This window comes from Rhizobium sp. EC-SD404, assembly GCF_902498825.1.
In the GTDB taxonomy this organism is placed as follows: domain Bacteria; phylum Pseudomonadota; class Alphaproteobacteria; order Rhizobiales; family Rhizobiaceae; genus Georhizobium.
The window spans coordinates 68,213-90,204 of sequence record NZ_LR701458.1; the positions used below are offsets into that span (position 1 = coordinate 68,213).

General features: G+C 60.2%; 21 protein-coding genes and 1 pseudogene. 18 read left to right on the plus strand and 4 right to left on the minus strand.

Translation table 11 applies throughout. The features are described from left to right. Window positions 1–12 precede the first annotated feature (12 nt). A complete protein-coding gene (locus GC125_RS01000; RefSeq protein ID WP_151983335.1) occupies window positions 13–1,278 on the plus strand; it encodes a benzoate/H(+) symporter BenE family transporter in 1,266 nt (421 codons plus the stop codon). Between the two features lie 262 nt (window positions 1,279–1,540). Then, a pseudogene (locus GC125_RS01005) lies at window positions 1,541–1,789 on the plus strand (AAA family ATPase); the annotation flags it as partial. Here GC125_RS01005 and GC125_RS01010 read toward each other — a convergent pair. Beyond that, a complete protein-coding gene (locus GC125_RS01010; protein WP_151983336.1) occupies window positions 1,748–2,557 on the minus strand; it encodes a phytanoyl-CoA dioxygenase family protein in 810 nt (269 codons plus the stop codon). The pseudogene GC125_RS01005 and the gene GC125_RS01010 sit on opposite strands and share 42 nt — an antisense overlap. 644 nt (window positions 2,558–3,201) lie before the next feature. Between GC125_RS01010 and GC125_RS01015 the strand changes: the two genes are divergently transcribed. The 13 genes from GC125_RS01015 to GC125_RS01075 all read left to right on the plus strand — a co-directional run bounded on the left by GC125_RS01015 (window position 3,202) and on the right by GC125_RS01075 (window position 16,592). Continuing rightward, entirely contained in the window at window positions 3,202–3,930 is a 729-nt protein-coding gene (locus tag GC125_RS01015) for a GntR family transcriptional regulator (RefSeq protein WP_151983337.1), read from the plus strand. 233 nt (window positions 3,931–4,163) lie between these two features. Then, window positions 4,164–5,264: a mandelate racemase/muconate lactonizing enzyme family protein gene (locus GC125_RS01020; RefSeq protein WP_286165314.1), complete on the plus strand. Its 1,101-nt coding sequence runs from the start codon at window positions 4,164–4,166 to the stop codon at window positions 5,262–5,264. A gap of 35 nt (window positions 5,265–5,299) precedes the next feature. Next, entirely contained in the window at window positions 5,300–6,295 is a 996-nt protein-coding gene (locus GC125_RS01025) for a TRAP transporter substrate-binding protein (RefSeq protein ID WP_151983338.1), read from the plus strand. A gap of 63 nt (window positions 6,296–6,358) precedes the next feature. Continuing rightward, complete coding sequence (locus GC125_RS01030; RefSeq protein WP_286165315.1) at window positions 6,359–6,955, plus strand: TRAP transporter small permease; 597 nt, start codon at window positions 6,359–6,361, stop codon at window positions 6,953–6,955. 45 nt (window positions 6,956–7,000) lie between these two features. Next, window positions 7,001–8,281 carry a TRAP transporter large permease gene (locus GC125_RS01035; RefSeq protein WP_151983339.1) on the plus strand — a complete coding sequence of 427 codons (1,281 nt, stop codon included), beginning with the start codon at window positions 7,001–7,003 and terminating at the stop codon, window positions 8,279–8,281. 64 nt (window positions 8,282–8,345) lie between these two features. Beyond that, window positions 8,346–9,335 (plus strand): bile acid:sodium symporter family protein, encoded by a 990-nt coding sequence (locus GC125_RS01040; RefSeq protein ID WP_151983340.1) that lies wholly within the window; start codon window positions 8,346–8,348, stop codon window positions 9,333–9,335. Window positions 9,336–9,339: 4 nt separating this feature from the next. After that, window positions 9,340–10,623 (plus strand): amidase, encoded by a 1,284-nt coding sequence (locus tag GC125_RS01045; protein ID WP_151983341.1) that lies wholly within the window; start codon window positions 9,340–9,342, stop codon window positions 10,621–10,623. Window positions 10,624–10,889: 266 nt separating this feature from the next. Continuing rightward, window positions 10,890–11,912 carry a LacI family DNA-binding transcriptional regulator gene (locus tag GC125_RS01050; protein ID WP_151983342.1) on the plus strand — a complete coding sequence of 341 codons (1,023 nt, stop codon included), beginning with the start codon at window positions 10,890–10,892 and terminating at the stop codon, window positions 11,910–11,912. Window positions 11,913–11,948: 36 nt separating this feature from the next. Next, a complete protein-coding gene (locus tag GC125_RS01055) occupies window positions 11,949–12,902 on the plus strand; it encodes an ABC transporter substrate-binding protein (RefSeq protein ID WP_151983343.1) in 954 nt (317 codons plus the stop codon). Then, the gene (locus GC125_RS01060) at window positions 12,902–13,711 is read left to right on the plus strand and encodes an ATP-binding cassette domain-containing protein (RefSeq protein WP_151983358.1); all 810 of its coding nucleotides are present in this window, start codon (window positions 12,902–12,904) and stop codon (window positions 13,709–13,711) included. The genes GC125_RS01055 and GC125_RS01060 overlap by 1 nt, the downstream gene beginning before the upstream one ends. Then, window positions 13,708–14,715, plus strand: coding sequence for an ABC transporter permease (locus tag GC125_RS01065; RefSeq protein WP_151983344.1), 1,008 nt, complete (start codon window positions 13,708–13,710; stop codon window positions 14,713–14,715). The genes GC125_RS01060 and GC125_RS01065 overlap by 4 nt, the downstream gene beginning before the upstream one ends. After that, entirely contained in the window at window positions 14,712–15,785 is a 1,074-nt protein-coding gene (locus tag GC125_RS01070) for a phosphotriesterase family protein (RefSeq protein ID WP_151983345.1), read from the plus strand. The genes GC125_RS01065 and GC125_RS01070 overlap by 4 nt, the downstream gene beginning before the upstream one ends. A 33-nt stretch (window positions 15,786–15,818) precedes the next feature. Continuing rightward, complete coding sequence (locus GC125_RS01075; protein ID WP_151983346.1) at window positions 15,819–16,592, plus strand: glutamine amidotransferase; 774 nt, start codon at window positions 15,819–15,821, stop codon at window positions 16,590–16,592. Here the strand turns inward: GC125_RS01075 and GC125_RS01080 are convergent. Next, a complete protein-coding gene (locus GC125_RS01080) occupies window positions 16,589–17,488 on the minus strand; it encodes a PfkB family carbohydrate kinase (protein ID WP_151983347.1) in 900 nt (299 codons plus the stop codon). The two genes, GC125_RS01075 and GC125_RS01080, sit on opposite strands and share 4 nt — an antisense overlap. 22 nt (window positions 17,489–17,510) lie before the next feature. On the opposite strand from GC125_RS01080, the gene GC125_RS01085 reads away from it, so the two are divergent. Both GC125_RS01085 and GC125_RS01090 read left to right on the plus strand, forming a co-directional pair. After that, window positions 17,511–18,353, plus strand: a complete 843-nt coding sequence (locus GC125_RS01085) for a BtpA/SgcQ family protein (RefSeq protein WP_151983348.1) — start codon at window positions 17,511–17,513, stop codon at window positions 18,351–18,353. Beyond that, on the plus strand, window positions 18,350–19,000 hold the full coding sequence (locus GC125_RS01090; protein WP_151983349.1) for a TenA family protein: 651 nt from the start codon (window positions 18,350–18,352) through the stop codon (window positions 18,998–19,000). Before GC125_RS01085 ends, GC125_RS01090 begins: the two co-directional genes overlap by 4 nt. 515 nt (window positions 19,001–19,515) lie before the next feature. On the opposite strand, the gene GC125_RS01095 is transcribed toward GC125_RS01090, so the two are convergent. Further along, complete coding sequence (locus GC125_RS01095) at window positions 19,516–20,397, minus strand: AraC family transcriptional regulator (protein ID WP_151983350.1); 882 nt, start codon at window positions 20,395–20,397, stop codon at window positions 19,516–19,518. Between the two features lie 164 nt (window positions 20,398–20,561). On the opposite strand from GC125_RS01095, the gene GC125_RS01100 reads away from it, so the two are divergent. After that, a complete protein-coding gene (locus GC125_RS01100; RefSeq protein WP_151983351.1) occupies window positions 20,562–21,302 on the plus strand; it encodes an SDR family NAD(P)-dependent oxidoreductase in 741 nt (246 codons plus the stop codon). A gap of 10 nt (window positions 21,303–21,312) precedes the next feature. Here the strand turns inward: GC125_RS01100 and GC125_RS01105 are convergent. Beyond that, the coding region (locus tag GC125_RS01105) for an AAA family ATPase (RefSeq protein WP_151983352.1) at window positions 21,313–21,992 on the minus strand (680 nt) is incomplete at its 5' end.

Consider the following 21,992-nt stretch of genomic DNA (forward strand, 5'->3'; position numbering starts at 1 on the left):
GGAATTTTTTCAATGAATACGGAAACAAGACACATCATAGAACCGGCACCCGGCTTTGCCTCCGGACTGCGCGACTTGCCGAAGCATCTGACGGTGAAGTCGTTCAGTGCCGGCCTCGTCGCCGCGATCTTCGGTTGCTCCGGCCCGGCCCTGATCGTGATCGGCGCCGCCAATGACGGCGGCCTGACCAACGGCCAGACCGTCGCTTGGCTGTTCGCCATCTATTTCCTCGGCGGGCTGATCAGCCTGTTCCTGGCATTGCGCTACAAGCAGCCGGTCACCGGCGCCTATTCGATCCCCGGCGCCGCGCTGGTTGCCGGTTCGCTCGCCACCTTCTCCTTCGATCAGGCGGTCGGCGCCTTCATCATGGCCGGTGTGATCGTGTTCATCCTCGGCATTTCCGGCCTGATCGGCAAGGTCATGCGCTGGATCCCCATGCCGATCGTCATGGCAATGATCGCCGGTGCGCTGATGCGCTTTGCGACCGGGGCCGTCGGCTCGCTCGGCACCGCACCGCTGATCGCCGGCGCAGCAATCATCGCCTTCTTCGTGTCGATGCGCATGACGAAGACCATCCCACCCGTGCTTGCGGCACTCGTCGCCGGCCTCATCGCCGCCTTTGCGACCGGTTCTGTCGGTGGCGCCGCGACCGACATTGCCTTCGTCTTCCCGGAATTCACCGCGCCCACCTTCACCTTCGACGCCTTCCTGGCGATTGCCGTGCCGCTGGCACTGCTCGTCATCGGCGCCGAAAATGCGCAGGCGACCGGTGTGCTGATGGCCGAAGGCTACAAGCCGCCGATCAACATGATGACGGTGATCTCGGGTGTCGGGGGCGTGGCGGCAGGCTTGCTTGGTGGCCACAATGCCAACATCGCCGGCCCGATGACGGCGATCTGCTCCTCCGAGCAGGCCGGCGAGAACAAGGAAGGGCGCTATGCTGCGACCGTGGTCAACGGCATTCTATTCGGCTCCTTCGGCATCGTGGCCGGCGCCGCCGTGCCGATCGTCATGTCACTGCCCGGAGCGCTGATCGGAACGGTCGCCGGTCTTGCGATGATCGGCGTGCTTCTTGCCGCGCTTCAGAACGCGTTCGGACGGTCACTCGGCAACCAGACCGGCGCTTTCGTCGCGCTCGCCGTGTCGCTCTCCAACACCACGCTGCTCGGCATCAGCGCTCCGTTCTGGGCCCTCGTCGCCGGTGTCGTCGTCTCTGCGGTTGTCGAACAGCACGCATTGACAGCCTCAAAAGCTGACGGTGTAGCCGGCGTCCGCTGAACCGTCACACACACAAGGCGTCTGGCTTAAATGGGCCAGACGCTCGTCTCTCGCTGACGACCAGTTATTGTCATTGGAAAGAGAACTGGGCTGTGCCGCCGGTGGCTGCACAGCTCATCGACGTTTCAGGACGACGTTTTCCAGAAATTGATCTTACGCTGCCTTGGACCCGTTCTGCATTTTGTCAGCGCCATGACGTTTGAGTGCTAGGGAAAATTGTCGAAACGATTCTGCTGTGCTGTCCTCGTTCACAAACGCCTGCCTGTCTCTGTCGAACGAGCAGGCCGATGCACTCACATATGTCACCGATGCGCGAGGTATCGGCATCGTTGTCGGCCGGGCTTGAACGGGAAAAACCGCGATGCTCGGTGTCACGCGCGACGCCTGGGAGGCATCCGGCTTCGAGGTTCGTAGTGTCGCCCTTTCCGGGATTGCGGCCGAGAACCTTCAGAGTGGATCGGGCATTGCCTCACGCATCATCGCCAGCATGGAGCATGGCTGGGGCGAGGGCATGAATGGCTATTTGCACCGCAGACGGTGGTAGCGACGGGTCGAACTCACCTTTCGGCAGGAGCGGAGGTTGGGCCATGAAACGAGGTCTGGTACCTTGATGCGGTTGTGCGGAATGGACGAGGAAAGGGTGGCAGAGATAAACCGTCCCAGCTTGTCCGGTGGCCAGCCCTTCTTCGCAGTCGGCTGTCGAATTGAAGCCATCAGCGGCCAGTTCGCCAAGCGTAAGACCGCCTTCTCCAGCCGGCAGCAACTGTGTTGCGATGGCGCGGTGCGACCCTTTCCTGATTTTGGTGGGCGCATCCAATTCCCCGACATCGGAGAAAAGGAACAGCATGAGCAGGGCGCGGCCGCTGCTTTTCACATTGACCCGCCACTGCATGAAATCAGGGTTGTCGTTACCAAAGCTAGCATCGACGTGCCATCCCGCATCACCCGGATCGTTTGGCGACGGAAAGCGCACCGGGAAACTGCCCAAACCATTGGGCCTCAACCACTGACCCTCGCCGACCAGCGCATCATACGAACCGTGCAGGACCGGGGTGTTGGCAGCGTCTACAAAAGGCTTGCCCGTCATGAAGCCCAAGCGGATAACAGGCTGCTTCCATGTCTCCGGTGCGTCAGGTGAGAGACCCATTGCCTTCCAAAGCTCGGCACGCCCTTGTGAGGCCAGCTCGCTATCGAAGGCACCTTCGAGCTTGATATATCCATGTTCGATAAAGTGCGCGATCTGAGCCTGGCTCAGACCAGAATGATAGGCTTCCGACATTCAATAAATCTCCCAATGGCCTCCGCGGGGGCAGGCTGACTGATCAAAATAGGCACCTAGGTGCCGCGTCCACTCCAGGTCGTCAGATCAGCGGGAAGAATGTGGACTTAAACATCATCATGCGCGAGTTTTGCAGCTGCGTTTTCCAAGCAAGCAGTTCGGCATTTCGACCTCTAGCCAGAGAGCGATGTCCGCTTTCGTGTCAAATAAGGGGTGTATCGAACGTCCAAAATCGGGTCGGGTTCTGCCGTTGTTAGTCTTCCAAATTGATCGGGCTGAAGCGCAAACTCGGCGTTTCTCAGTGCTGCTTATCGGCGACACGTGATCGGCGGCGAAATCGCACCATCGAGGACAATCGGCGGCTGGCGGGCCGAGAACGATGAAACGGAGAACTACGTCTACGCTATTGCGCTCTGAATTGAGTTGCGAGAATTGCAGGCAAACTTGGCCATCTATCAGAGAGATTTTTTCGCGTCGTTCAACTTGGACCTACTATGCGCTCGGGGCGTGAGGCTGACGGCTGAACCGCGCTTGCTCAGTGAAGCGCATAAGCTAGATCGCCATTTCCCTTGCACAGCATTCATTTTCGAGGTGGATGCCGCGGCAATGAAATGAATTCATTATTATGGACCTTGTGCCTAGCGATGCGTAAGATCACCAGGCAACCGGAACATGTGATGCTGACCGAGCCACAATCGATTTTGAGCCGACCCTCCCTGCATGTTCAGTTGATCGATCATTTGAGACAGATGATCGTGGAGGGCACGCTGGCGCCGGGTCGCAAGATTCCCGAGCGTGAACTTTGCGAGCGTTTCGGTGTGTCGAGGACGCCGTTGCGCGAGGCGCTGAAGGTTTTGGCGTCCGAGGGTCTGGTCCGATTGTTACCAAACCGGGGAGCGATCGTACACGCACTGACGATCGAGGAGCTCCACGAAGTCGCGCCGATCATGGAAGCACTGGAAGGTCTTTGCGGAGAGATTGCCGCAAAGCACGTATCAGATGAAGAGATCGATTCGATCACCGACCTGCATTTGCGCATGGTGTCGCATTTCCGGGCAGGGGAGCTTCAACCCTATTTCGCACTCAACCAGCAGATCCATCAGGCGCTGTTCATCGCGACGCGCAACGAGATGCTGCAGACGCTCTATCGAGGCCTTTCCACGCGCCTGATGGCCGCGCGGTATCACGCCAACATCTCGCCCACCCGTTGGGCAGAAGCCGTGCGGGAGCACGACGAGATACTGGCGGCGTTGAGCAGCCGCGATGCCCAACGATTGGCGGCAATCCTTCGCTCGCATCTCGCGAACACACTCTCGACCGTTGGCGACTGGCTGCGCAACCAGGACCACGAGCAGATCCTGCATCGCGCTTGAAGGCTGATCACCCCCAAATATCCAACTCAGTTGCGACGTTCCACGCGTACTCACTGCTGCGTGTTCCATGCCGTCGAAGCAGGCGCTTGATCGCCAGACGAGCAGGCTGAACCGGTATTTGCCGAATCTTTGCGCATGCCCATGGATTGACCAAGTTCATGCTGCGACGCAAAATGAATTCATAATTCGTTTTGCAGATTACGTTCGTTGCAGCAGCCCAAGAAGGTCTTTCCGTGAGAATTATCGATGCCAGGACGAGCGTGCATGCGCTCGATCTCCGCCTTCCTCTGACCAACACGCCTGCCGGCGACAGCACCCGCGTCATCTGCGAGCTGGAGACGGACGATGGATTCGTGGGTGTCGGCATGAGTGCCCGGTTCCTGCCGCACGCCATCGCTTCGGCCGTCACCAATCATCTCGTCCAGGCGATCAAGGGAATGGATCCGCGCGATCTCGAAGCAATTCACGCGCGGCTGGAGCCGATCGTCAGCGAACGCGGCCGCATGTCGGGCATCAACCTCGCAGCGCTTGCCTGCGTGGATCTGGCCTGTTGGGACATCATCGGTCAGGCGTCGGGGCGCAGCGTCGCCCAGCTTCTCGGCGGTCACAAAACCTACGCCGACGCCTATGTCACCTACGGTTTTCCTGTCTACGACCCCGACCAGCTGGTCGAACTCGGTCGTCAGCTGATGGCCAAGGGGCATACCCGGCTGAAGATGCTGGTCGGTGTCGCGAAGGGCGGTCTGCTCGAAGACGCCATGCGCGTGAAATATGTGCGCGAGGCATTGGGCGACACGCTCATTCTCGCGCTCGACGGCAATGAGAACCCCAGCCTCGAATACGCAACGCAGCTCTGCCGCCTCGTCGAAGACTACAACATCGCCTGGTTCGAGGATCCGATCCGCAACAACGATGCGCGCGATCTGGCCATGCTGCGCAAGCGCACGACCATCCCTCTTTCGGCTGGTCAAATGGACGGCCATTCACGGCAGTTCCGGGAATGGATCGAGCACGATGCGCTCGACATCTTCATGCCCAACAGCATGTACAACGGCGGCATGACCGAGACGCGCCGCGTCGCGCATCTCGCCCAAATCTACAATCGCCCGCTCTCCGACGCTGGTGGCGGCGGCATCTACTGCCTTCACCACGTGGCCGGCTTCCGCAACGGAACGCTCGTCGAGTGCCACCTCGGCGTCGAACAGCTGGAACAGGCGATTTTCACCGATGCACCCGAGCCAATCGATGGCCGGGTCCATGTGCCGGAGCGTCCTGGGTTCGGAGTGACGCTGAACAGAGACGTGCTCAAAGACACGCTCATTCGACCGGAATAAGCGGTCAATTCCAAATAAATAACAGGGGAACAGACATGATCTACAAGACAGCCAGGATACTCGCCGCAACGGCAGCACTTTCTGCTGCCACGCTTGCTTCGCAGCTTGCCTTTGCCGAGCCGTTTGCGCTTCGCATCTCGGGCGAAAACCCGCTTGCCGGCCTCGACATGCAGATGGCGCAGCGTTTCGGGGAAAACCTCGAAACCGCACTCGGCGACGACTTCTCTCACGAGTTTTTCCATACCCAGGCCCTCGGCGACGAGGTCGTGCACATGCAGATGGTTCGTTCGGGCCAGATCGATGTCTATCCGCTCGGTTCGGATGCCGTCCAACTCGATCCCAAATGGGCGATGTTCGACATGCCGTTCCTGATCGGCGACCGCAACGACGTCGCGCGGATGCTCGATGGCGAGGTCGGCGAGGCTCTGCGGGCATCGATGCGCGATGCGGCAGGCCTGGAAGTTCTGGCATTCGGTGAGCTCGGCTTCCGTCAGATCACCAACAATGTCCGCCCCGTGGCGGTCCCGGCCGATCTCGAAGGAGTCCGTTTGCGCGTTCCCGGCAGCGAAACGCGCGTGCTGACGTTCCAGACGTTTGGCGCGTCCCCGGTCAGCATGAATCTCGGCGAGCTTTATCTCGCCCTTCAAAGCGGCACCGTCGACGGTCAGGAAAATCCGCTCGCAGACATCACGGCCCGGTCCTTCGAGGAAGTGCAGGAATTCCTGTCCATCTCGAACCACGTCTATACGCCCGTCACGTTGGTGATGAATGCCGCCAAATACGATGCGCTCACACCCGAACAGCAGGCCGCGGTGAAGGAAGCCGCTCAGGAGGCCGCCGAATACACGCGCCAGCTGGGTACGGAAGCCGACATCAAGCTGCTCGAGGAACTGACCTCATCGGGAGACATCGCCGTCAACGAGATCGACCGTGATGCATTCGTTGAAGCATCTACGCCCGTATGGGAAGCGATCGGCGGCATCGCCGGTCAAGAGTTCGTCGACATGGTCGTCGCCAGCGCACAGCAGTAACGACCGTCGAAGGAATGCCGGTGCCAAAAGGCGCCGGCGATCCCCATGAGTTGGAGCGAACCGATGACGATGCCTATCCTTCACGACGGTCGAGCCTCGGCGGAACCCTTGGTCGAACCGCTGCCGATGGACAGACTGGCCGAGGACATCAACCGCATCGCCCAGGAAACCGACGTCGCTTACCCCGACGATGGAATGCCGGCGCATGATCGGATCATCAACGGCACCGTAGAAGCCATCGGTGTCGCGGTCCTCGTGGCGATCGTCGGCCTGATCTTCCTCAACGCGTCAATGCGTTACCTTCTGGGCGTGACCTACATCTGGGGCGACGAGCTGGTGATCGCGCTGGTACCGTGGCTCACGATGTGCGGCATGTTTCTGTCGGTGCGTCGACGCGACATCATCCGGATCGACTTCTTCGTCTCGCGCTTTTCCCCGTCGACCCGCAGTTACATCAAGCTGGTCGGCGACCTCGTTTCGGTCGCGGCCTTCGGCATGCTGGCAATTGCCGCATTCAAGCTCGTGAACCTCTTCGGCGCCGATCGGACCATCTATCTGCGGCTGGAAAAGGGGTGGTTCATGTCGGCAATGGTCGTCGGATCGGCGCTCGTTGCGCTCGCCTTCGCCCTCGACGCTCTACGCACGCTTCGCCGCCGCTGAGACGACGGCTCCCTTAATCGCACGCAATTTTTTTTGGAGAATTCGATGACCGGGGCGCTCACATCGATCGGCCTTCTGCTTGCCCTGCTCGGTTTGGGCGTCCCGATGATCTCGGCGTTGCTCGCGGCCGTCGCCTTGGCATTCCTTCTGGGTGGTCAGTGGTCGATGATGATCCCGCAGTCGATGATCTCCGGTATGAGCACCTTCACACTTCTCTCGTTGCCGCTGTTCGTGCTGGCCGGAGCCTTGATGAACGCCGGCGGCCTGTCGGGCAGGCTTTTCGATTTCGCGCGATCGCTTGTTGGGTGGATGAGGGGTGGTCTCGCTCACGTCAACGTTCTGTCCAGCATGTTCTTCGGCGGCATGGTCGGTTCGTCGTCCGCCGATCTGGCCGGATCCGGATCGGTCATCATCCCGGCGATGAAGAAGGAAGGCTATCCGGCCGAAGTGGCCGCTGCCGTCAGCGCGTCTTCGTCCGGCATCGGACCCTTGATCCCGCCAAGCTCGCCCATGATCCTGTACTCTGCCGTCACGGGAACGTCGCTCGGCGCGCTGTTTCTGGCCGGTCTCATTCCCGGCATTCTCCTGGGTGTCGTTTTCATGCTGGTTGTTGCCTTTCTCGCACGGCGCCAGGGTTGGAAGACGCATGGCGCGTTTTCGTGGGGCGAGATCGGCAGAAGCGGGCGCGGTGCGCTGCTCGCTTTCGGCATGCCCGCCATCATCGTCGGCGGCCTCGTTGCAGGTGTTTTTACGCCATCGGAAGGCGGCGCGTTCGGTGTTGCCTATGCGCTCTTTCTTTCGGTCGCCGTCTACCGGTCCCTGAACTGGAAACAGGTCTATCGGGTCTTCGCCTCTGCTGTTCAGACGACGGGCGAACTGCTGCTCATCGTCAGTCTCTCGGCAGCGTTCGGTGCGAGCCTGTCGAGCGCCCATGTGCCGCAGGCGTTGGGCGACCTGATTTCGCTGGTCAGCTTCGGCGACGGGCTTTTCCTGAAAATCCTCTTCCTTATGGCTCTGGCGATCATCGCGGGCATGTTCCTTGATCCGCTTATTCCGGTTTTTGTGCCGGTCGTTCTGCCAGCGCTCCTGGCATTCGACATCGACCTCATCCATTTCGGCACGCTGATGGTGATGGCCGTGGTCATCGGACAGTTGACGCCGCCGCTTGCCATGTCCGTCATCATCGTCAGTCGCATCGCGAACGCCGATCAGATCCGGATCATCCGCGCCAACATGCCGTTTCTGATTGCGATCCTTGCGTTCACGGTACTTCTGATCGCGGTGCCGTCCCTATCCACCTGGCTCCCAGCCGTTGCGCTGAACTGACGATCGCTCAAGCGCGCCGCGGCATGGCGGCTTCGATCGTTTGGAGCCACCATCGGAATCTATGATGCAAATTTTGCGTAGACTCGGCCTTGATCCGTTCATGCTCATGCTGATCGGGACAGTAATCCTCGCGGCCCTGATGCCGGCGACCGGTTATGGCGCGTTCCTTGTCGGCAACGCGGCTTATGCAGCCGTATGTCTGTTGTTCTTTGTCTACGGACTGAAGCTCGATCCGGGCGATATCGGAAGGGGGCTGCGCAACTGGCGTCTCCAGTCTCTGGTGCTCGCTATGACCTACGCGGTCTTTCCGTTGCTTGGCCTCCTGATCGTTACCATAATCGCAGGGCACCTGCCCGAGGAACTGGTGATTGGATTTCTCTTCCTGGCGATCCTGCCGTCGACCGTACAATCGTCCATCGCCTTCACGTCGCTGTCCAATGGCGACGTCGGTGCCGCGATCTGTGCCGCATCGCTCTCCAACATCGTGGGCGTCGTCCTCACACCGCTTCTGGCCGCTCTTCTCTTGCGATCGTCGGGCGGGGTGAGCAGCGACACGGTCATCAACATCGCCATGCAGATACTTCTTCCATTTGCGCTGGGTCAGGCAATGCGCCCACTATTGGGCGGGTGGATCGCGAAACGCCCCATGCTCAGCCTCGTGGTCGATCGCGGGTCGATCCTGCTGATCGTCTATTCGGCGTTCAGTGCCGGCATGGTCGCCGGTGTCTGGCAGCGGATCGATCTGTCCATTCTTGGCACGGTGCTGGTGATCGAAGCGCTGCTCCTCGCCACGATCCTGACAATGGCGATGCTGATCGCCAAGACTTCCGGATTGCAGCAGCGCGAAGCCGTGGTGGTGCAATTCTGTGGGTCGACGAAGAGCATCGCAACGGGGATTCCAATCGCCAACATCGTGTTTGCCGGCACGCCCGTCAGCTTGATCGTGTTGCCCCTGATGCTCTTTCACCAGATGCAGCTCTTCGTATGCGCCTCGCTCGCACAGCGATACAGTCAGCGTGTCAAGAAGCCCATCCAAAGCCCTGCAGGAGAATGACGGCATGGACAAAGAGGCATATGAATTGGGCGCGTTGGAAGCTCATGCTCTTATCGAATCCGGACGCTTAAGCGCAGAAGCGCTTGCTCGATCCTGTCTGGAGCGCATCGAGACGTTGGAGCCAACGATCGGCGCCTTTGTTTACTTCGACAGGGACCATTTCCTGAATCAGGCGCAACGAGTCGATCGAGAGGGCTGGGCAGGCCCGCTTAAGGGTGTGCCGATCGGTATCAAGGATATCTTCGACACGGTCGATATGCCCACCGAGTACGGCTCTCCAATTTATGAAGACTTCCAGCCGAGGCGCGATGCCACGGTGGTGGCCATGATCCGCAGGGCAGGGGGTGTCATCGCCGGCAAGACCACCACGACGGAATTCGCCGGTGTGGCACCGACGTCGACACGCAATCCAAGGCACATCGATCACACGCCGGGCGGATCCTCTGCCGGCTCCGCGGCTGCTGTCGCAGCCGGGATGGTGCCGCTGGCGATTGGAACGCAAACCGGCGGGTCGATCATCCGCCCGGCCGCCTATTGCGGCGTCGTCGGTTTCAAGCCGAGCTTCGGATCGATCGATCGAACGGGCGTACGGCCAGCCGTGGAGACGCTGGACACGATCGGCGTATTTGCCCGCTCCGTGGCGGATGCTGCCCATCTCTTTGCGGTGCTTGCAGGCCACCCATCCAAGGGTTCCAACGAGGCCGCCGAGCCGATGGCACCGCGGATTGGACTCTGCAGGACCCTGCAATGGAGCGCCGCATCGCCGATCATCCAGACGACGCTGCTGGAGGCTGGTGAGCGTTTGGGAACGGCCGGTGCCGAATGTCGGTATTTCGAACTGCCCCCGGCGTTCCAGGATCTGATGGAAGCTCAGAGGGTCATCATGATGCATGGCTCCCTGCTATCGACGCTGTCGGAATACCACCACCAGCCCGATGCGCTCTCGCCCGAAACGATGGGGTTCGTTCAAGCGGGGCTCGAGATATCGCCGGATGACGTCAGGCACGCCTGGGTTCAAATTCGCCAGGCCCGGAACGCGCTCGCCCATGCCATGGAAAATGTCGATGTCCTGATCACCCCGGCCGTACCGGACACGGCTCCCCTGGGCTTGTCGTCAACGGGCGATGCCATCTTCAACAAGCTCTGGACGGCGCTCGGCGTGCCAGCCATCACGCTGCCCGCAGGCAATGCGCCGAACGGGTTGCCGCTTTCGGTCCAGATCATTGGTAAAGCGAATTTCGACAACGAGCTTCTTGGCCATGCACGCTTCATCGAGACGCGACTCTGATCGAACTTGCAGAATTGACGACAGGCAGGTGGGCAGTCGGTGGTTTCTTCAATTTCCTGATAATATTGATCGTTCCGATCCACTTGATGAATGATTGAGCAGCCGGTTGTTTGAAAGGCTTCTCAGCCGGACACGCGGTTTTTCGAAGTCTTCTTCCAAAGCGAGGCGGTCTGCAGCCGAGCCTGAAATCTTGCGTTGACAGGGCGTCGCTACGAGTTAATCATCTAGTAAACCGCTATACTAAACCGCTTTACAATGGTGAGAGCGTGGGCACGAGACCGCCGAGCCTCAAAGATGTTGCCCGCGCGGCCGATGTTTCGGTCACAACCGTATCGCGTCTCTTGAACGGCAGTCTTGATCTTCCACCGGCAACCCGAATCCGGATCGAGGATGCGATCCGCGTCCTCAATTATCGGCCCAATCCACATGCGCGGCGCCTCAGCTTGGGGCGCTCCGAAACCATCGGGCTCGTTGTTCCGGACATCGCCAATCCCTTCTTCGCCACGCTGGTTTCGGCTGTCGAAAACGAGGCCGATGCGCGTGGTCTGGTGGTCTCGCTTTATGCGACGCTGAACCGGCCCGGACGCGAACGCACCTATCTTGAGCTCATTGCCCGCAATCATGTCGACGGGCTGATCTTCGTTACGAACCACCCGGATGACGGTGAACTTGCGCGCCTGATCAATAGGACGGGCAAGGTCGTGGTCGTCGACGAAGACGTTCCGAATGCCATTGCGCCCAAGCTTTTTTGCGACAACCTCGAAGGCGGCAGGCTCGCGGGTTTGCATTTCGCTGAACATGGGCACCGGCGCGTTCTCTTCATTGGAGGGCGTGAAGAGATGATCAGCGCCAAGCGTCGTTACGAAGGCCTCGCCGCCGGTCTTCGGGGATCGAGCGACGCGGCCGACGAGCCGCAGCGCTATTCGGGTGAATACACGATCGAATACGGCCGCGCGGCCGCCCGGCGCTTCATTGCGGAAGGCATGCCAGCAACGGCGATCTTCGCGAGCTCGGACGAAATTGCGATCGGCTTGATGGAAGTTTTTGCTTCCGCTGGCGTGTCGATCCCGCGCGATGTTTCGGTGATCGGTTTCGACAATGTCGGCCCGCTGCACCTTTTCAATCCGCCGCTGACCGCTGTCGAGCAGCCGGTGCGTGATCTTGGCCGCCGCGCGCTCGAAGTTCTACTGGAAACCAATTGGCAGGACGACAAGCCTTTCGACGGCGAGGAACTCCTGCCCATCAAAATCGTGAGGCGGCACTCCGTTGCACCGCCCGCGAAACCATAAAAATTAGCAACGATCAAACCCTAGAGGACAGGAACAATGACCATGAATTTGACAAGACGCCTTACCCTTGCTGCCATGGCCACAACGGCGATGGTCAGCTTCACGTCCAGCTTTGCGCTCGCGCAGGATGCCAAGACCTACGCTCTGGTACAGATCAACCAGCAGGCACTTTTCTTCAATCAGATGAACGAAGGCGCCCAGGAAGCTGCCGACGCCTCCGGCGCAGAGCTTGTGATTTTCAACGCCAACAATGACCCGGCCGCGCAGAACAGCGCGATCGAAACCTATATCCAGCAGGGCGTCGATGGTCTGATCGTCGTGGCTATCGACGTCAACGGCATCATGCCGGCGGTGCAACAGGCAGATGAAGCCGGCATTCCGGTCGTCGCCATTGACGCCATCCTGCCCGAAGGTCCCCAGAAAGCACAGATCGGCGTCGACAACGCAGCCGCCGGCGCCGACATGGCCGCTTACTTCGTCGACTATGTCGCGGCGGACATGGGTGGAACAGCCAAACTCGGTATAGTTGGTGCCCTCAACTCCTTCATCCAGAACGTGCGCCAGGAAGGCTTCGAAACAGGCCTTGAAGGCGTCGAAGGAATAGAGATCGCAGGCGTCGTCGATGGCCAAAATGTGCAGGACACGGCACTCTCCGCCGCCGAAAACCTGATCACGGCCAATCCCGACCTGACGGCTATCTATGCGACAGGCGAGCCAGCGCTGCTGGGCGCCATCGCCGCTGTGGAAAGCCAGGGCAAGCAGGACAGCGTCAAGGTGTTCGGCTGGGACCTCACGGCACAAGCGATCAGCGGCATCGACCAGGGCTTCGTCCAGGCGGTGGTCCAGCAAGATCCGGCAGGAATGGGCTCGGCTGCCGTCGAGGCGCTCGACAAGATCACAGCCGGGGAAACGGTCGATGCCGAAATATCGGTGCCGATTACGATCGTCACCACAGAGAACGTCGAACCATACCGGGCCGTCTTCCAGTGATGGTGGAAACCGGGCTCGATTTGGCCACGGCCGGGACCGGGAGGGGTGATCCCTCCCGGTCTGGGGCTGACTGGCCAACGCCACGCATCGAGTTGTCGGGCATCCGCAAGAGTTTCGGCTCGGTCGAAGCATTGCGCGGTGTCGACCTGGCACTCTATCCCGGCGAATGTCTTGGACTTGTCGGCGACAACGCGGCCGGCAAGTCGACGCTGACCAAGGTCATTTCCGGAACGTATATCCCCGACGGCGGCACTATCGCCATGGACGGCGAGGAAGTGTCTTTCACGGGGCCCGCCGAAGCGCGTCGCCGCCATATCGAAATGGTGTTCCAGGATCTCAGCCTGTGTGACCACATCGACGTCGTCGGCAATCTGTTTCTCGGACGCGAGCCGACCAAGGGGCTTTTTCTGGATCGGGCAACGATGCTGGCCGAGGGCCGCAAGATGCTCGATGCCCTCGAGATTCGCATTCCGAAGCTGACCGCTAAGGTCGCCCAACTGTCGGGCGGTCAACGCCAGGCGATCGCCATCGCCCGCGCCGCATCGTTCAACCCGAAGGTCCTGATCATGGACGAGCCGACATCGGCGCTTGCTGTTGCCGAAGTCGAAGCCGTGCTGGCACTCATCAACCGGGTCAAGGCACGCGGTGTCTCCGTTATCTTGATCACCCATCGTCTGCAGGATCTGTTCCGCGTCTGCGACCGCATCGCCGTGATGTACGAGGGGACGAAAGTGGCCGAGCGGGCGATCGACGACACCAGCCTCGAAGACCTCGTCCGACTGATCGTCGGCGAAGGAGTCCACCGATGAGCACGACCTATACCGAACGCGGCCAGGGGTCGGCGATGGCTGATTTCCTGACCGAGCACGCGCAAGTGCTGTCGATCACCTTCTTCTTTCTCATGTGTCTTGTGTTCTTCTCAGTCACGACGGACACGTTCCTGACGCTCGGTAATGTGCTGAACGTCATTCGTCAGGCCGCACCCATCCTCGTCGTTGCGGTTGCGATGACCTTTGTGATCATCACCGGCGGCATCGATCTGTCGGTGGGCTCACAGGTGGCACTGGTCAATGCACTGGCTGCGATCCTGCTTGCTGCCGGCTTTCCCTGGCCGCTGGTCCTCGTCGCCATGCTGGTGTTCGGCGCGGTCGTCGGGTTCATGCAAGGCTGGTTCGTGGCCTATCAGGGCATTCCCGCCTTTATCGTGACGCTTGCCGGGCTTTCGATACTTCGCGGTATCGCGCTCTATCTGACGCAAGGCTATTCGATCCCGATCACCGACGTCCCAGGCTTCTTCTACATTGGCCGAGGCACGCTCGCCGGCATTCCGGTCCCAGCCATCATCGCCATCGTGATTGCCGCGCTCGGCTATATTGTTGTGACGGCGACGAAATACGGCCGCCAGGTGGTCGCCGTCGGTTCCAATGCCGAGGCCGCACGGCGGGTTGGGATGCCTGCACGCTGGTCGATCGCGTCGGTTTACATGATCGCAGGCGTCGCTTCCGCGATTGCCGGGATCCTGATCGCCGCCCGGCTGGGCTCCGGCTCTTCGAATGCGGCGGTCGGCTTCGAGTTGCAGGTGATCGCCGCCGTCGTGCTCGGTGGAACGTCGTTGATGGGTGGCCGTGGCTCGATCCTCGGCACCATTCTCGGCACGCTGACCATCGCCGTGATCGGCAATGGGCTGATCCTGATGCACATCTCGCCGTTCTTCACCCAGATCGTGACGGGTGCGATCATCCTGATCGCAATCTGGCTCAACACGCGGATTTTCACGGCCAACTTCCGGTTCGGCAAAAGGAGAGGCCGATGAGCCCATCCGACGAGCGTTCGCCTGCCCATGTGAGGTCGGGCCTGGTCATGACTGTCGACGGAGCGATTCCGGCCGATGGGCTTGGCGTTACCCTGATGCACGAGCACATCCTCAACGACTGCCGCTGCTGGTGGAATCCGCCGACGGAGCCGGAACGGCAGTATTTGGCTGAGATGCCCGTCTCCATCGAAATCCTGTCGGAGCTGCGCCAGGACCCTTTCGTCAACAAGCACAACATCGCTCTCGACGAGGAACCGCTGGCGATGGAGGAACTGAAGCAGTTCGTCTCAGTGGGTGGCGCCACGGTCGTGGATCCCACGTGCATCGGAATCGGCCGCGACCCGAAGGCGCTGCGTCGGATCTCCAAGGCGACGGGGCTCAACATCGTCATGGGGTCCGGCTATTACCTGCAGACGTCGCATCCGCCGGAACTGGCCGACATGCGCGTTGAGGACGTGGCGGACAAGATCGTGCGTGAGGCCGTCGACGGTGTTGACCGAACCGATGCAAAAATCGGTCTGATCGGCGAAATCGGTGTTTCATCGGACTTCACGCCGGATGAGGAGAAATCGTTGCGCGGCGCGATTCAGGCCCAAGCACGAACGGCCCTTCCGCTGATGGTGCACCTGCCGGGTTGGTACCGTCTCGCGCACCGCGTTCTGGACATTGTGGAAGAGGAGGGGGGCGACATCCGTCACACCGTTCTCTGCCATATGAACCCCTCGCATGATGATTTCGCCTATCAAAGCGAGTTGGCGGACCGCGGTGCCTTCATCGAGTACGACATGATCGGCATGGACTACTTCTACGCGGATCAACAGGTTCAGTGTCCGAGCGACGACGATGCCGCCCGGGCCATCGTCAGGCTTGCGGAGGCGGGCCATCTCGGCCGCATTCTTCTGTCGCAGGACGTGTTCGTCAAAATAATGCTGACCCGCTATGGCGGCAACGGCTACGCCTTCGTCGTCCGTCACTTTCTGCCGCGCCTGAAACGGCACGGGCTCGACGATGCAGCGCTCGAGCGTCTGATGCGCGCCAATCCGAAAGCCGTGTTTTCCAGTGCGGGCTAAGGCGCCGCCATCCAATCAATGAACGGAACGAGCATGACAAAGAAGAAGGTACTCCTCGTCGGCGAAAGCTGGGTGAGTTCAGCAACGCATTACAAGGGCTTCGATCAGTTCGGCAGCGTCACGTTTCATCTGGGCGCCGAACCATTAGTGGCTGCTTTGAAAGACAGCGAATTCGAGCTCACCTATATGACCGCTCACGATGCGGTCGAAAAATTCCCGTTCGAAATGGCCGGGCTGGACGCCCATGACGCGATCATCCTGTCGGATATCGGTGCCAATTCGTTTCTTCTACCGCCGGCGGTGTGGTTGCACTCGAAGACGGTGCCTAACAGGCTGAAGCTCATCAAGGAATGGGTGGCGAAGGGCGGCGGCCTGCTGATGGTCGGCGGTTATTTCTCATTCCAAGGTATCGACGGCAAAGCGCGCTGGCGCAAAACGCCGGTGGAAGACACTTTGCCCGTCACCTGCCTTCCCTATGACGACCGTGTTGAGATCCCAGAAGGTGCGATCGCGGAAATCGTCGAAGGCACCCATCCGATTCTCGCTGGCCTCGAAGGCACCTGGCCTCTGCTGCTTGGCGTCAACGAGGTCGAGCTCCGCAAAGATACGACACTTCTGGCGCGGCTTCCTGCGGATCAGGGCGGCCATCCACTGCTCGCGACGGGCGGGCATGGAAAGGGGCGAACCGTTGCCTGGACATCCGACATCGGTCCGCACTGGCTGTCGCCAGCATTTTGCGCCTGGGACGGCTATCCCAAGCTCTGGAAGAACATTCTCGGTTGGCTGACAGAGCCCGGTCGAGTCTAGCGCTGCGCGAGAATGGCAGTGAGTTCGATGCGCGTCGGAAAAGCGGAAAATGTGCCACGCCGGCTGACGGTCAGTGCCGCGGCTTCCGCTGCGTGTTCGACCGCCAGGCGATCGACCGTAACACCGCGCAATGCGGCGGAAGCCAGCGCGGTTGCCATGAACGTGTCGCCGGCGCCTGTGGTATCGACGACCGGGCATGCTTTCGCAGGAACCTTGACGGTTTCGGCACCGCTCACGACCAGAGCGCCTTCGGCGCCCAACGTCAGCACCGCGGTCGAAACACCTGCCTCAACAAGTGTCCGCATGGCCTCCTCGCCTTGGCGTCCGGTCAGAAGTTCCGCTTCGCCTTCATTGAGGAATGCGATGTCGATCAACGGCCAGAACGCGGCAAAGAAAGGCCGTACCGGGGATGGATTGAAGGCGTTGATCGTCCCGAGACGTTTGCCCTCGACCAGCAGGCTGCGCGTCGTCGCGTCGCTTAAATTGCCTTGGAGCACCAGAACGTCGCCGGCTTTCGCTCCGGACATGATTGCTAGGGCGGCGTCGAGGGGAAGGTTCTGGGCGGAATCCGTCGTGGTTACGATGGAATTGTCGCCATCGGGAGTAACGAGAACCATGGAAAAATCGCTGGCCCCGCCCTCAATGCGCAGAAGCCTCGCGTCCAGCGCCTCCCGCTCGACGCGTCGGGTGATGCTGTCGGCACGGAAATCGTCGCCGACAGCGGCGATCAACGTTGTGTCGAGACCCGTGCGCGACAGCACGGCTGCTTGGTTGGCGCCCTTTCCACCGAGGTCTCGCGATTGCTGGCGCCCAAGTATGGAAGCCCCACGCGCAGGCATTTCATCGACGGCGATCGTTTCGTCGATGGCGATGTTGCCGACTACGTAAGCGCGCATGAACAACCTTGGAGAAGACCAGATGCAGACGATATCGGACCGGGACACCAGCGCAATACGGGAAATATTCGGGCGCGACAAGGCAACGATCGGCGTCGTCCATTGCCCGGCGTTTCCAGGTGCGCCCCGCTATCGGGACGCGTCGATGGACGCGATTTACGACCAGTGCATGCGCGATGCGGAGGCATATCAACAGGGCGGCCTTCACGGACTGATCATCGAGAACCATGGGGATGTGCCATTCTCCAAGCCCGATGATATCGGGCCGGAGACCACCGGTTTCATGTCAGTGGTCACCGACCGGATCGCGCGTCAGATCGATATTCCGCTCGGCATCAACGTTCTCGCCAATGCGCCGATTCCCGCCTTCGCGATTGCCGTGGCCGGCGGTGCCAAATTCATCCGGGTCAACCAATGGGCGAACGCCTACGTCGCCAATGAGGGATTCATGGAAGGGCGGGCGGCTGAGGCAATGCGGTATCGATCGTTGCTGCGGGCCGAACATATCAAGGTTTTCGCCGACAGTCATGTGAAGCACGGGAGCCACGCAATCGTCGCCGACCGATCCATTGAGGAACTAACCCGCGATCTCGCTTTCTTTGACGTGGATGCCGTCATCGCTACCGGTCAGAGAACGGGCAACACCGCCACGCTCGAGGAGATCGAGACCGTCGGCAGCGCGACGCATCTGCCGCTGCTCGTTGGTTCTGGCGTCACGAAGGATAATGTCGTTGCCATACTTGAGCGCACGAGCGGCGTCATTGTCGCCTCATCGCTGAAGCATGGCGGCGTCTGGTGGAACGCCGTGGACATCGAGCGAGTGAAGGCTTTCGCGGATGCAGTTGCGGAGGGGCTGGGCGGATGACACTCACGGACAGGCTTTTGAGCGAAAATGCCGATGTCCTGGATGCGATGCTGAACCATCGCTTCGTGAGAGCCGTCGGAAACGATGTGCTGTCACCCTCCGAATTCGATGCCTATCTCGTTTACGAAGGGGCATTCGTAGAGACGGCGATATCGATCTTCGCGCACATGCTGACGCGCGCTGAAACCATGGAGGATAAGCGCAGGATCATCACCATCCTCGATGCCCTCGCCAATGAGCAGATCGCCTATTTCGAAGCTGTTTTCCTCGAACGGGGGATTACACCCGCTGATTACCCGTTGCCGGGGTCGGTCATCGCTTTCGACAGCGGCATGGCGGAGGTTGCGCGTAACGGCACTTTTGCCGACATTGCCTGCGCGATGTTCGCGGCCGAATGGATGTATATGACCTGGAGCCGCAACGTCGATCAGGATCGTCTGCAAGATGCTCATTTGGCGACCTGGGTCCGGCTGCACACCGATCCCGGTTTCGTAGATCAGGCACATTGGCTTCGCCGCAAGGTGGACGAGGCCGGTGACGATCCCGACATCGATATCGATCGCATCTCCGCGATCTTCCGACGCGTTTTGGAGCTTGAGATCACGTTCCACGACGCGCCTCTGGCCGGCGCGTCTGTTCAATCGTGACGCCGCATCCAGGCCCGTCACGCCGGATCTACGTTGAAAATTTCTAAACCAGACAGCCACGGGCAGCGGATCATGTGACCAGTTGAGATTAGGTGGCAGGCGGGTGTCCACGACCGGCAGTGGTCGCGTCATTTGTCGGTCTCAGGCACTCGTCCGCCTTGGGGTGGATTGTTTCGGGACTGCAGAAGTTCCGCCTCGATCAAGCTGTCCTCTCTCAGAGGCTCCTAGAATACAATCCGAGATGGTGAAGGCCCCACCATAGGCTGCGACTGGATGATACATGTCTGTGGCATCGTGACTGTGAAAATAGTGACTGACGTTTGAGGCCAGACGTCGTCAAGGACTACCAGACCATTGCTGTAATCCAGCCATCGAAGGCTTGGTAACTGCAGACGCTATATAAACTGGTCGTTTACCGCAGTTTGCGCTGAGACCACGAACAGGAACTCCTTCCGTCGACTTGATGACTTTAGGATGGACCGCTGGATCCTTTTGCAACCGCTTTGAGAGCGTGATCAGCGCTGCAAATCTGCGACCGGCGAGCTTCCAAACATGCTCTTGTACTCTCGGCTGAATTGAGAAGGGCTGAGGTAGCCGACGTCAAAGGCCACGCGCGATACGCTACCGTTACCGGCCGTCAGCAGCTTTCGCGCCTCCAGCAGACGTATATGACGTTGAAAGGCCAATGGGCTGTATCCGGTAATCGCTTTGAAGTGCCGGTGAAATGAGGTGACGCTCATGCCTGCAGATGCCGCCAGATCGGGAACGACCACGGAGTCGCTATAATTTGTCGCAAGCCAGTCGGCGGCAGCCTTGAGCTTCTGGAATCGCTCGTCTCGATGGCCAATCTGGCGGAGCGTTTCACCCATCGAGCTTTGCAGCAGACGATAGTAAAGCGCAGCCTCATAATGTGGTGCGAGCACGTCGATATCGTCTGGTGTGCCAAGAAGCCCGACGAGTTGGAGGAACGCGTCCCCGACTGGGCCGGCCAAATCACCTGCCGCAACCGCACATGTCCAGCGCTCGTCCCGTTTGGGCATTTCGAGCACGACACGCCGCAGCATATCGATATCGAGATGAAGGCTGATGCCGACATAGGGCCGGTCGGGCGTCGCACCCGTCAGCTGGTGCGTATAGGGAAGGCCAAATGACGACGCTGCGCATGCGCCAGTCGATAGTTCGAAGCGATTTGCGCCCATAATCAAAACCTTGGCGCCACGCAGGACGGTATAAAACATGGGCTCAAACAGTGCTGCCGTCGGTGATGTGTCGCGTGTGCTCGACCAGACCGTCAGACGCGGCACAGGCGTCGACACGCCAACGATCTGCGGGCGTCGCTCTTTGAAAGGTATCGCGTCTTGAAGCAGACTACGGGTCGGATCAGAAGAATCCAGCATCTGTCTGAGTTAGTCAGTTTGGCAGGATTGGGCAAGGCTTGGGCAAGATCAGGAATGTCCAGTTGCTCAACGACCCATATTTTCCGGCCATAAGCAGAACATCGGAAGGACGTCGACAGGACCGAATTCCGGCTTTCTGCACCATGCGCAAGAAGGATGAAAACATGATCGATCTTAACGGCAAGCGTGCCCTCGTCAGCGGCGGGTCGAGAGGCATCGGCGCCGCCATAGCGATGGCATTGGCTGAGCATGGCGCCGATGTCGCCATTACGTATCAGGCTTCGCCTGAGCGTGCCGATGGCATCGTGGCTGCAATCGAGAAACTCGGCCGGCGCGGATTCGCGATCCAGGCCGACAGCGCAGATCTGCATGCAATCCAACAAGCCGTCGAAACAACAATCGAACTGCTGGGTGGGCTCGATATCTTGGTTAACAACGCAGCCGTCGGAATGGCTGGACCGATTGTGGACATCGACCTCGATCAGTTTCAGAGGATGATGGAGGTCAATGTGCGCGGGCCGCTCGCATTTTCGAAGGCTGCCATACCGCATCTGCCGCATGGTGGGCGGATTATCTCTATCGGGTCGGGATTGGCAGATCGCGTCCCGTTCCCGGGCGTGACTGCATACGCGATGTCGAAATCGGCGTTGCTCTCCTTCACTCGAGGCCTGGCCCGAGAACTCGGACCACAGGGCATCACTGTCAATCTGGTTTCGCCTGGATCGACCGACACTGAGTCAAATCCGGCGAATGGGGAGCATGCCGCCGTTCAGCTTGGTCTTTCGCCACTCGGCCGCTTCGCGGAACCACGTGAAATCGCTGACGTTGTCGCGTTTCTTGCAAGCCCCGCAGCGGGCATGATGACGGGCAGCGTTGTTGCGGTTGACGGCGGCGCAAACGCGTAATGGGCTCGCACTACACGCAACCATCATTCTCGTGGGAGAGGGCGGTCTCGGTACCAACCAGTGCGACCTCGGCCAACCGCAGGCTGGGATCGTCGCCAATAAGGGATGTCGCCATTCGGCGGCCCTGTTCCTCGGAAAGCGGAGCGAGGCGCATCGTCGTGACGCTGACCGCGGCATTTCCCGTCTTATCCCACGCGGCGTCGAGCCCCGGCCGCGATGTCAACAGCAACAGGATCCGGTGGCCCGCAATGCCGGCGATGAGTTGGCGCACGGCCGAAAGGCTCATGGCATCCGCCCAATGCATGTCTTCCAGCAGGATCAGAAGCGGCTTTTTCGCAGCGGCGCCGTGGACCGCCGCAAGACAGGCCTCGCGCACCTGCAAGGCACGCTCGGCCCCCTGCATTTGCGCCCATGAGGGGTCGTCGATCACCTGGCCGAGAGCGTAGAGCAAGGCGGTTCGATGTCGCTCATCGAGCTTGAAAGCGCTCACGCTTCGATCGATTGCGCGCATAGTCGTTGCCGCATCTTCGTCACCGGACAGGCCGAAAAGGGACAGGAAGAGCCGCCTAACGAGCTCGTGGCTGACAGTCTCGTTGATTTCCTCGGCGCCCGCTTCGATGATCGTGACGGCCTTGAAGCCAAGCGAGCCGACGAATTCGTGCACCAGTCGGGATTTGCCAACGCCTGCTT

Coding starts and splice junctions, on each gene's coding strand:
- GC125_RS01015 (WP_151983337.1), top strand. CDS start 3,202: ATGCGTAAGATCACCAGGCAACCGGAACATGTGATGCTGACCGAGCCA.
- GC125_RS01045 (WP_151983341.1), top strand. CDS start 9,340: ATGGACAAAGAGGCATATGAATTGGGCGCGTTGGAAGCTCATGCTCTT.
- GC125_RS01010 (WP_151983336.1), bottom strand. CDS start 2,557: ATGTCGGAAGCCTATCATTCTGGTCTGAGCCAGGCTCAGATCGCGCAC.
- GC125_RS01065 (WP_151983344.1), top strand. CDS start 13,708: ATGAGCACGACCTATACCGAACGCGGCCAGGGGTCGGCGATGGCTGAT.
- GC125_RS01095 (WP_151983350.1), bottom strand. CDS start 20,397: ATGCTGGATTCTTCTGATCCGACCCGTAGTCTGCTTCAAGACGCGATA.
- GC125_RS01025 (WP_151983338.1), top strand. CDS start 5,300: ATGATCTACAAGACAGCCAGGATACTCGCCGCAACGGCAGCACTTTCT.
- GC125_RS01075 (WP_151983346.1), top strand. CDS start 15,819: ATGACAAAGAAGAAGGTACTCCTCGTCGGCGAAAGCTGGGTGAGTTCA.
- GC125_RS01035 (WP_151983339.1), top strand. CDS start 7,001: ATGACCGGGGCGCTCACATCGATCGGCCTTCTGCTTGCCCTGCTCGGT.
- GC125_RS01080 (WP_151983347.1), bottom strand. CDS start 17,488: ATGCGCGCTTACGTAGTCGGCAACATCGCCATCGACGAAACGATCGCC.
- GC125_RS01085 (WP_151983348.1), top strand. CDS start 17,511: ATGCAGACGATATCGGACCGGGACACCAGCGCAATACGGGAAATATTC.
- GC125_RS01040 (WP_151983340.1), top strand. CDS start 8,346: ATGCAAATTTTGCGTAGACTCGGCCTTGATCCGTTCATGCTCATGCTG.
- GC125_RS01060 (WP_151983358.1), top strand. CDS start 12,902: ATGGTGGAAACCGGGCTCGATTTGGCCACGGCCGGGACCGGGAGGGGT.
- GC125_RS01055 (WP_151983343.1), top strand. CDS start 11,949: ATGACCATGAATTTGACAAGACGCCTTACCCTTGCTGCCATGGCCACA.
- GC125_RS01000 (WP_151983335.1), top strand. CDS start 13: ATGAATACGGAAACAAGACACATCATAGAACCGGCACCCGGCTTTGCC.
- GC125_RS01100 (WP_151983351.1), top strand. CDS start 20,562: ATGATCGATCTTAACGGCAAGCGTGCCCTCGTCAGCGGCGGGTCGAGA.
- GC125_RS01030 (WP_286165315.1), top strand. CDS start 6,359: ATGACGATGCCTATCCTTCACGACGGTCGAGCCTCGGCGGAACCCTTG.
- GC125_RS01090 (WP_151983349.1), top strand. CDS start 18,350: ATGACACTCACGGACAGGCTTTTGAGCGAAAATGCCGATGTCCTGGAT.
- GC125_RS01070 (WP_151983345.1), top strand. CDS start 14,712: ATGAGCCCATCCGACGAGCGTTCGCCTGCCCATGTGAGGTCGGGCCTG.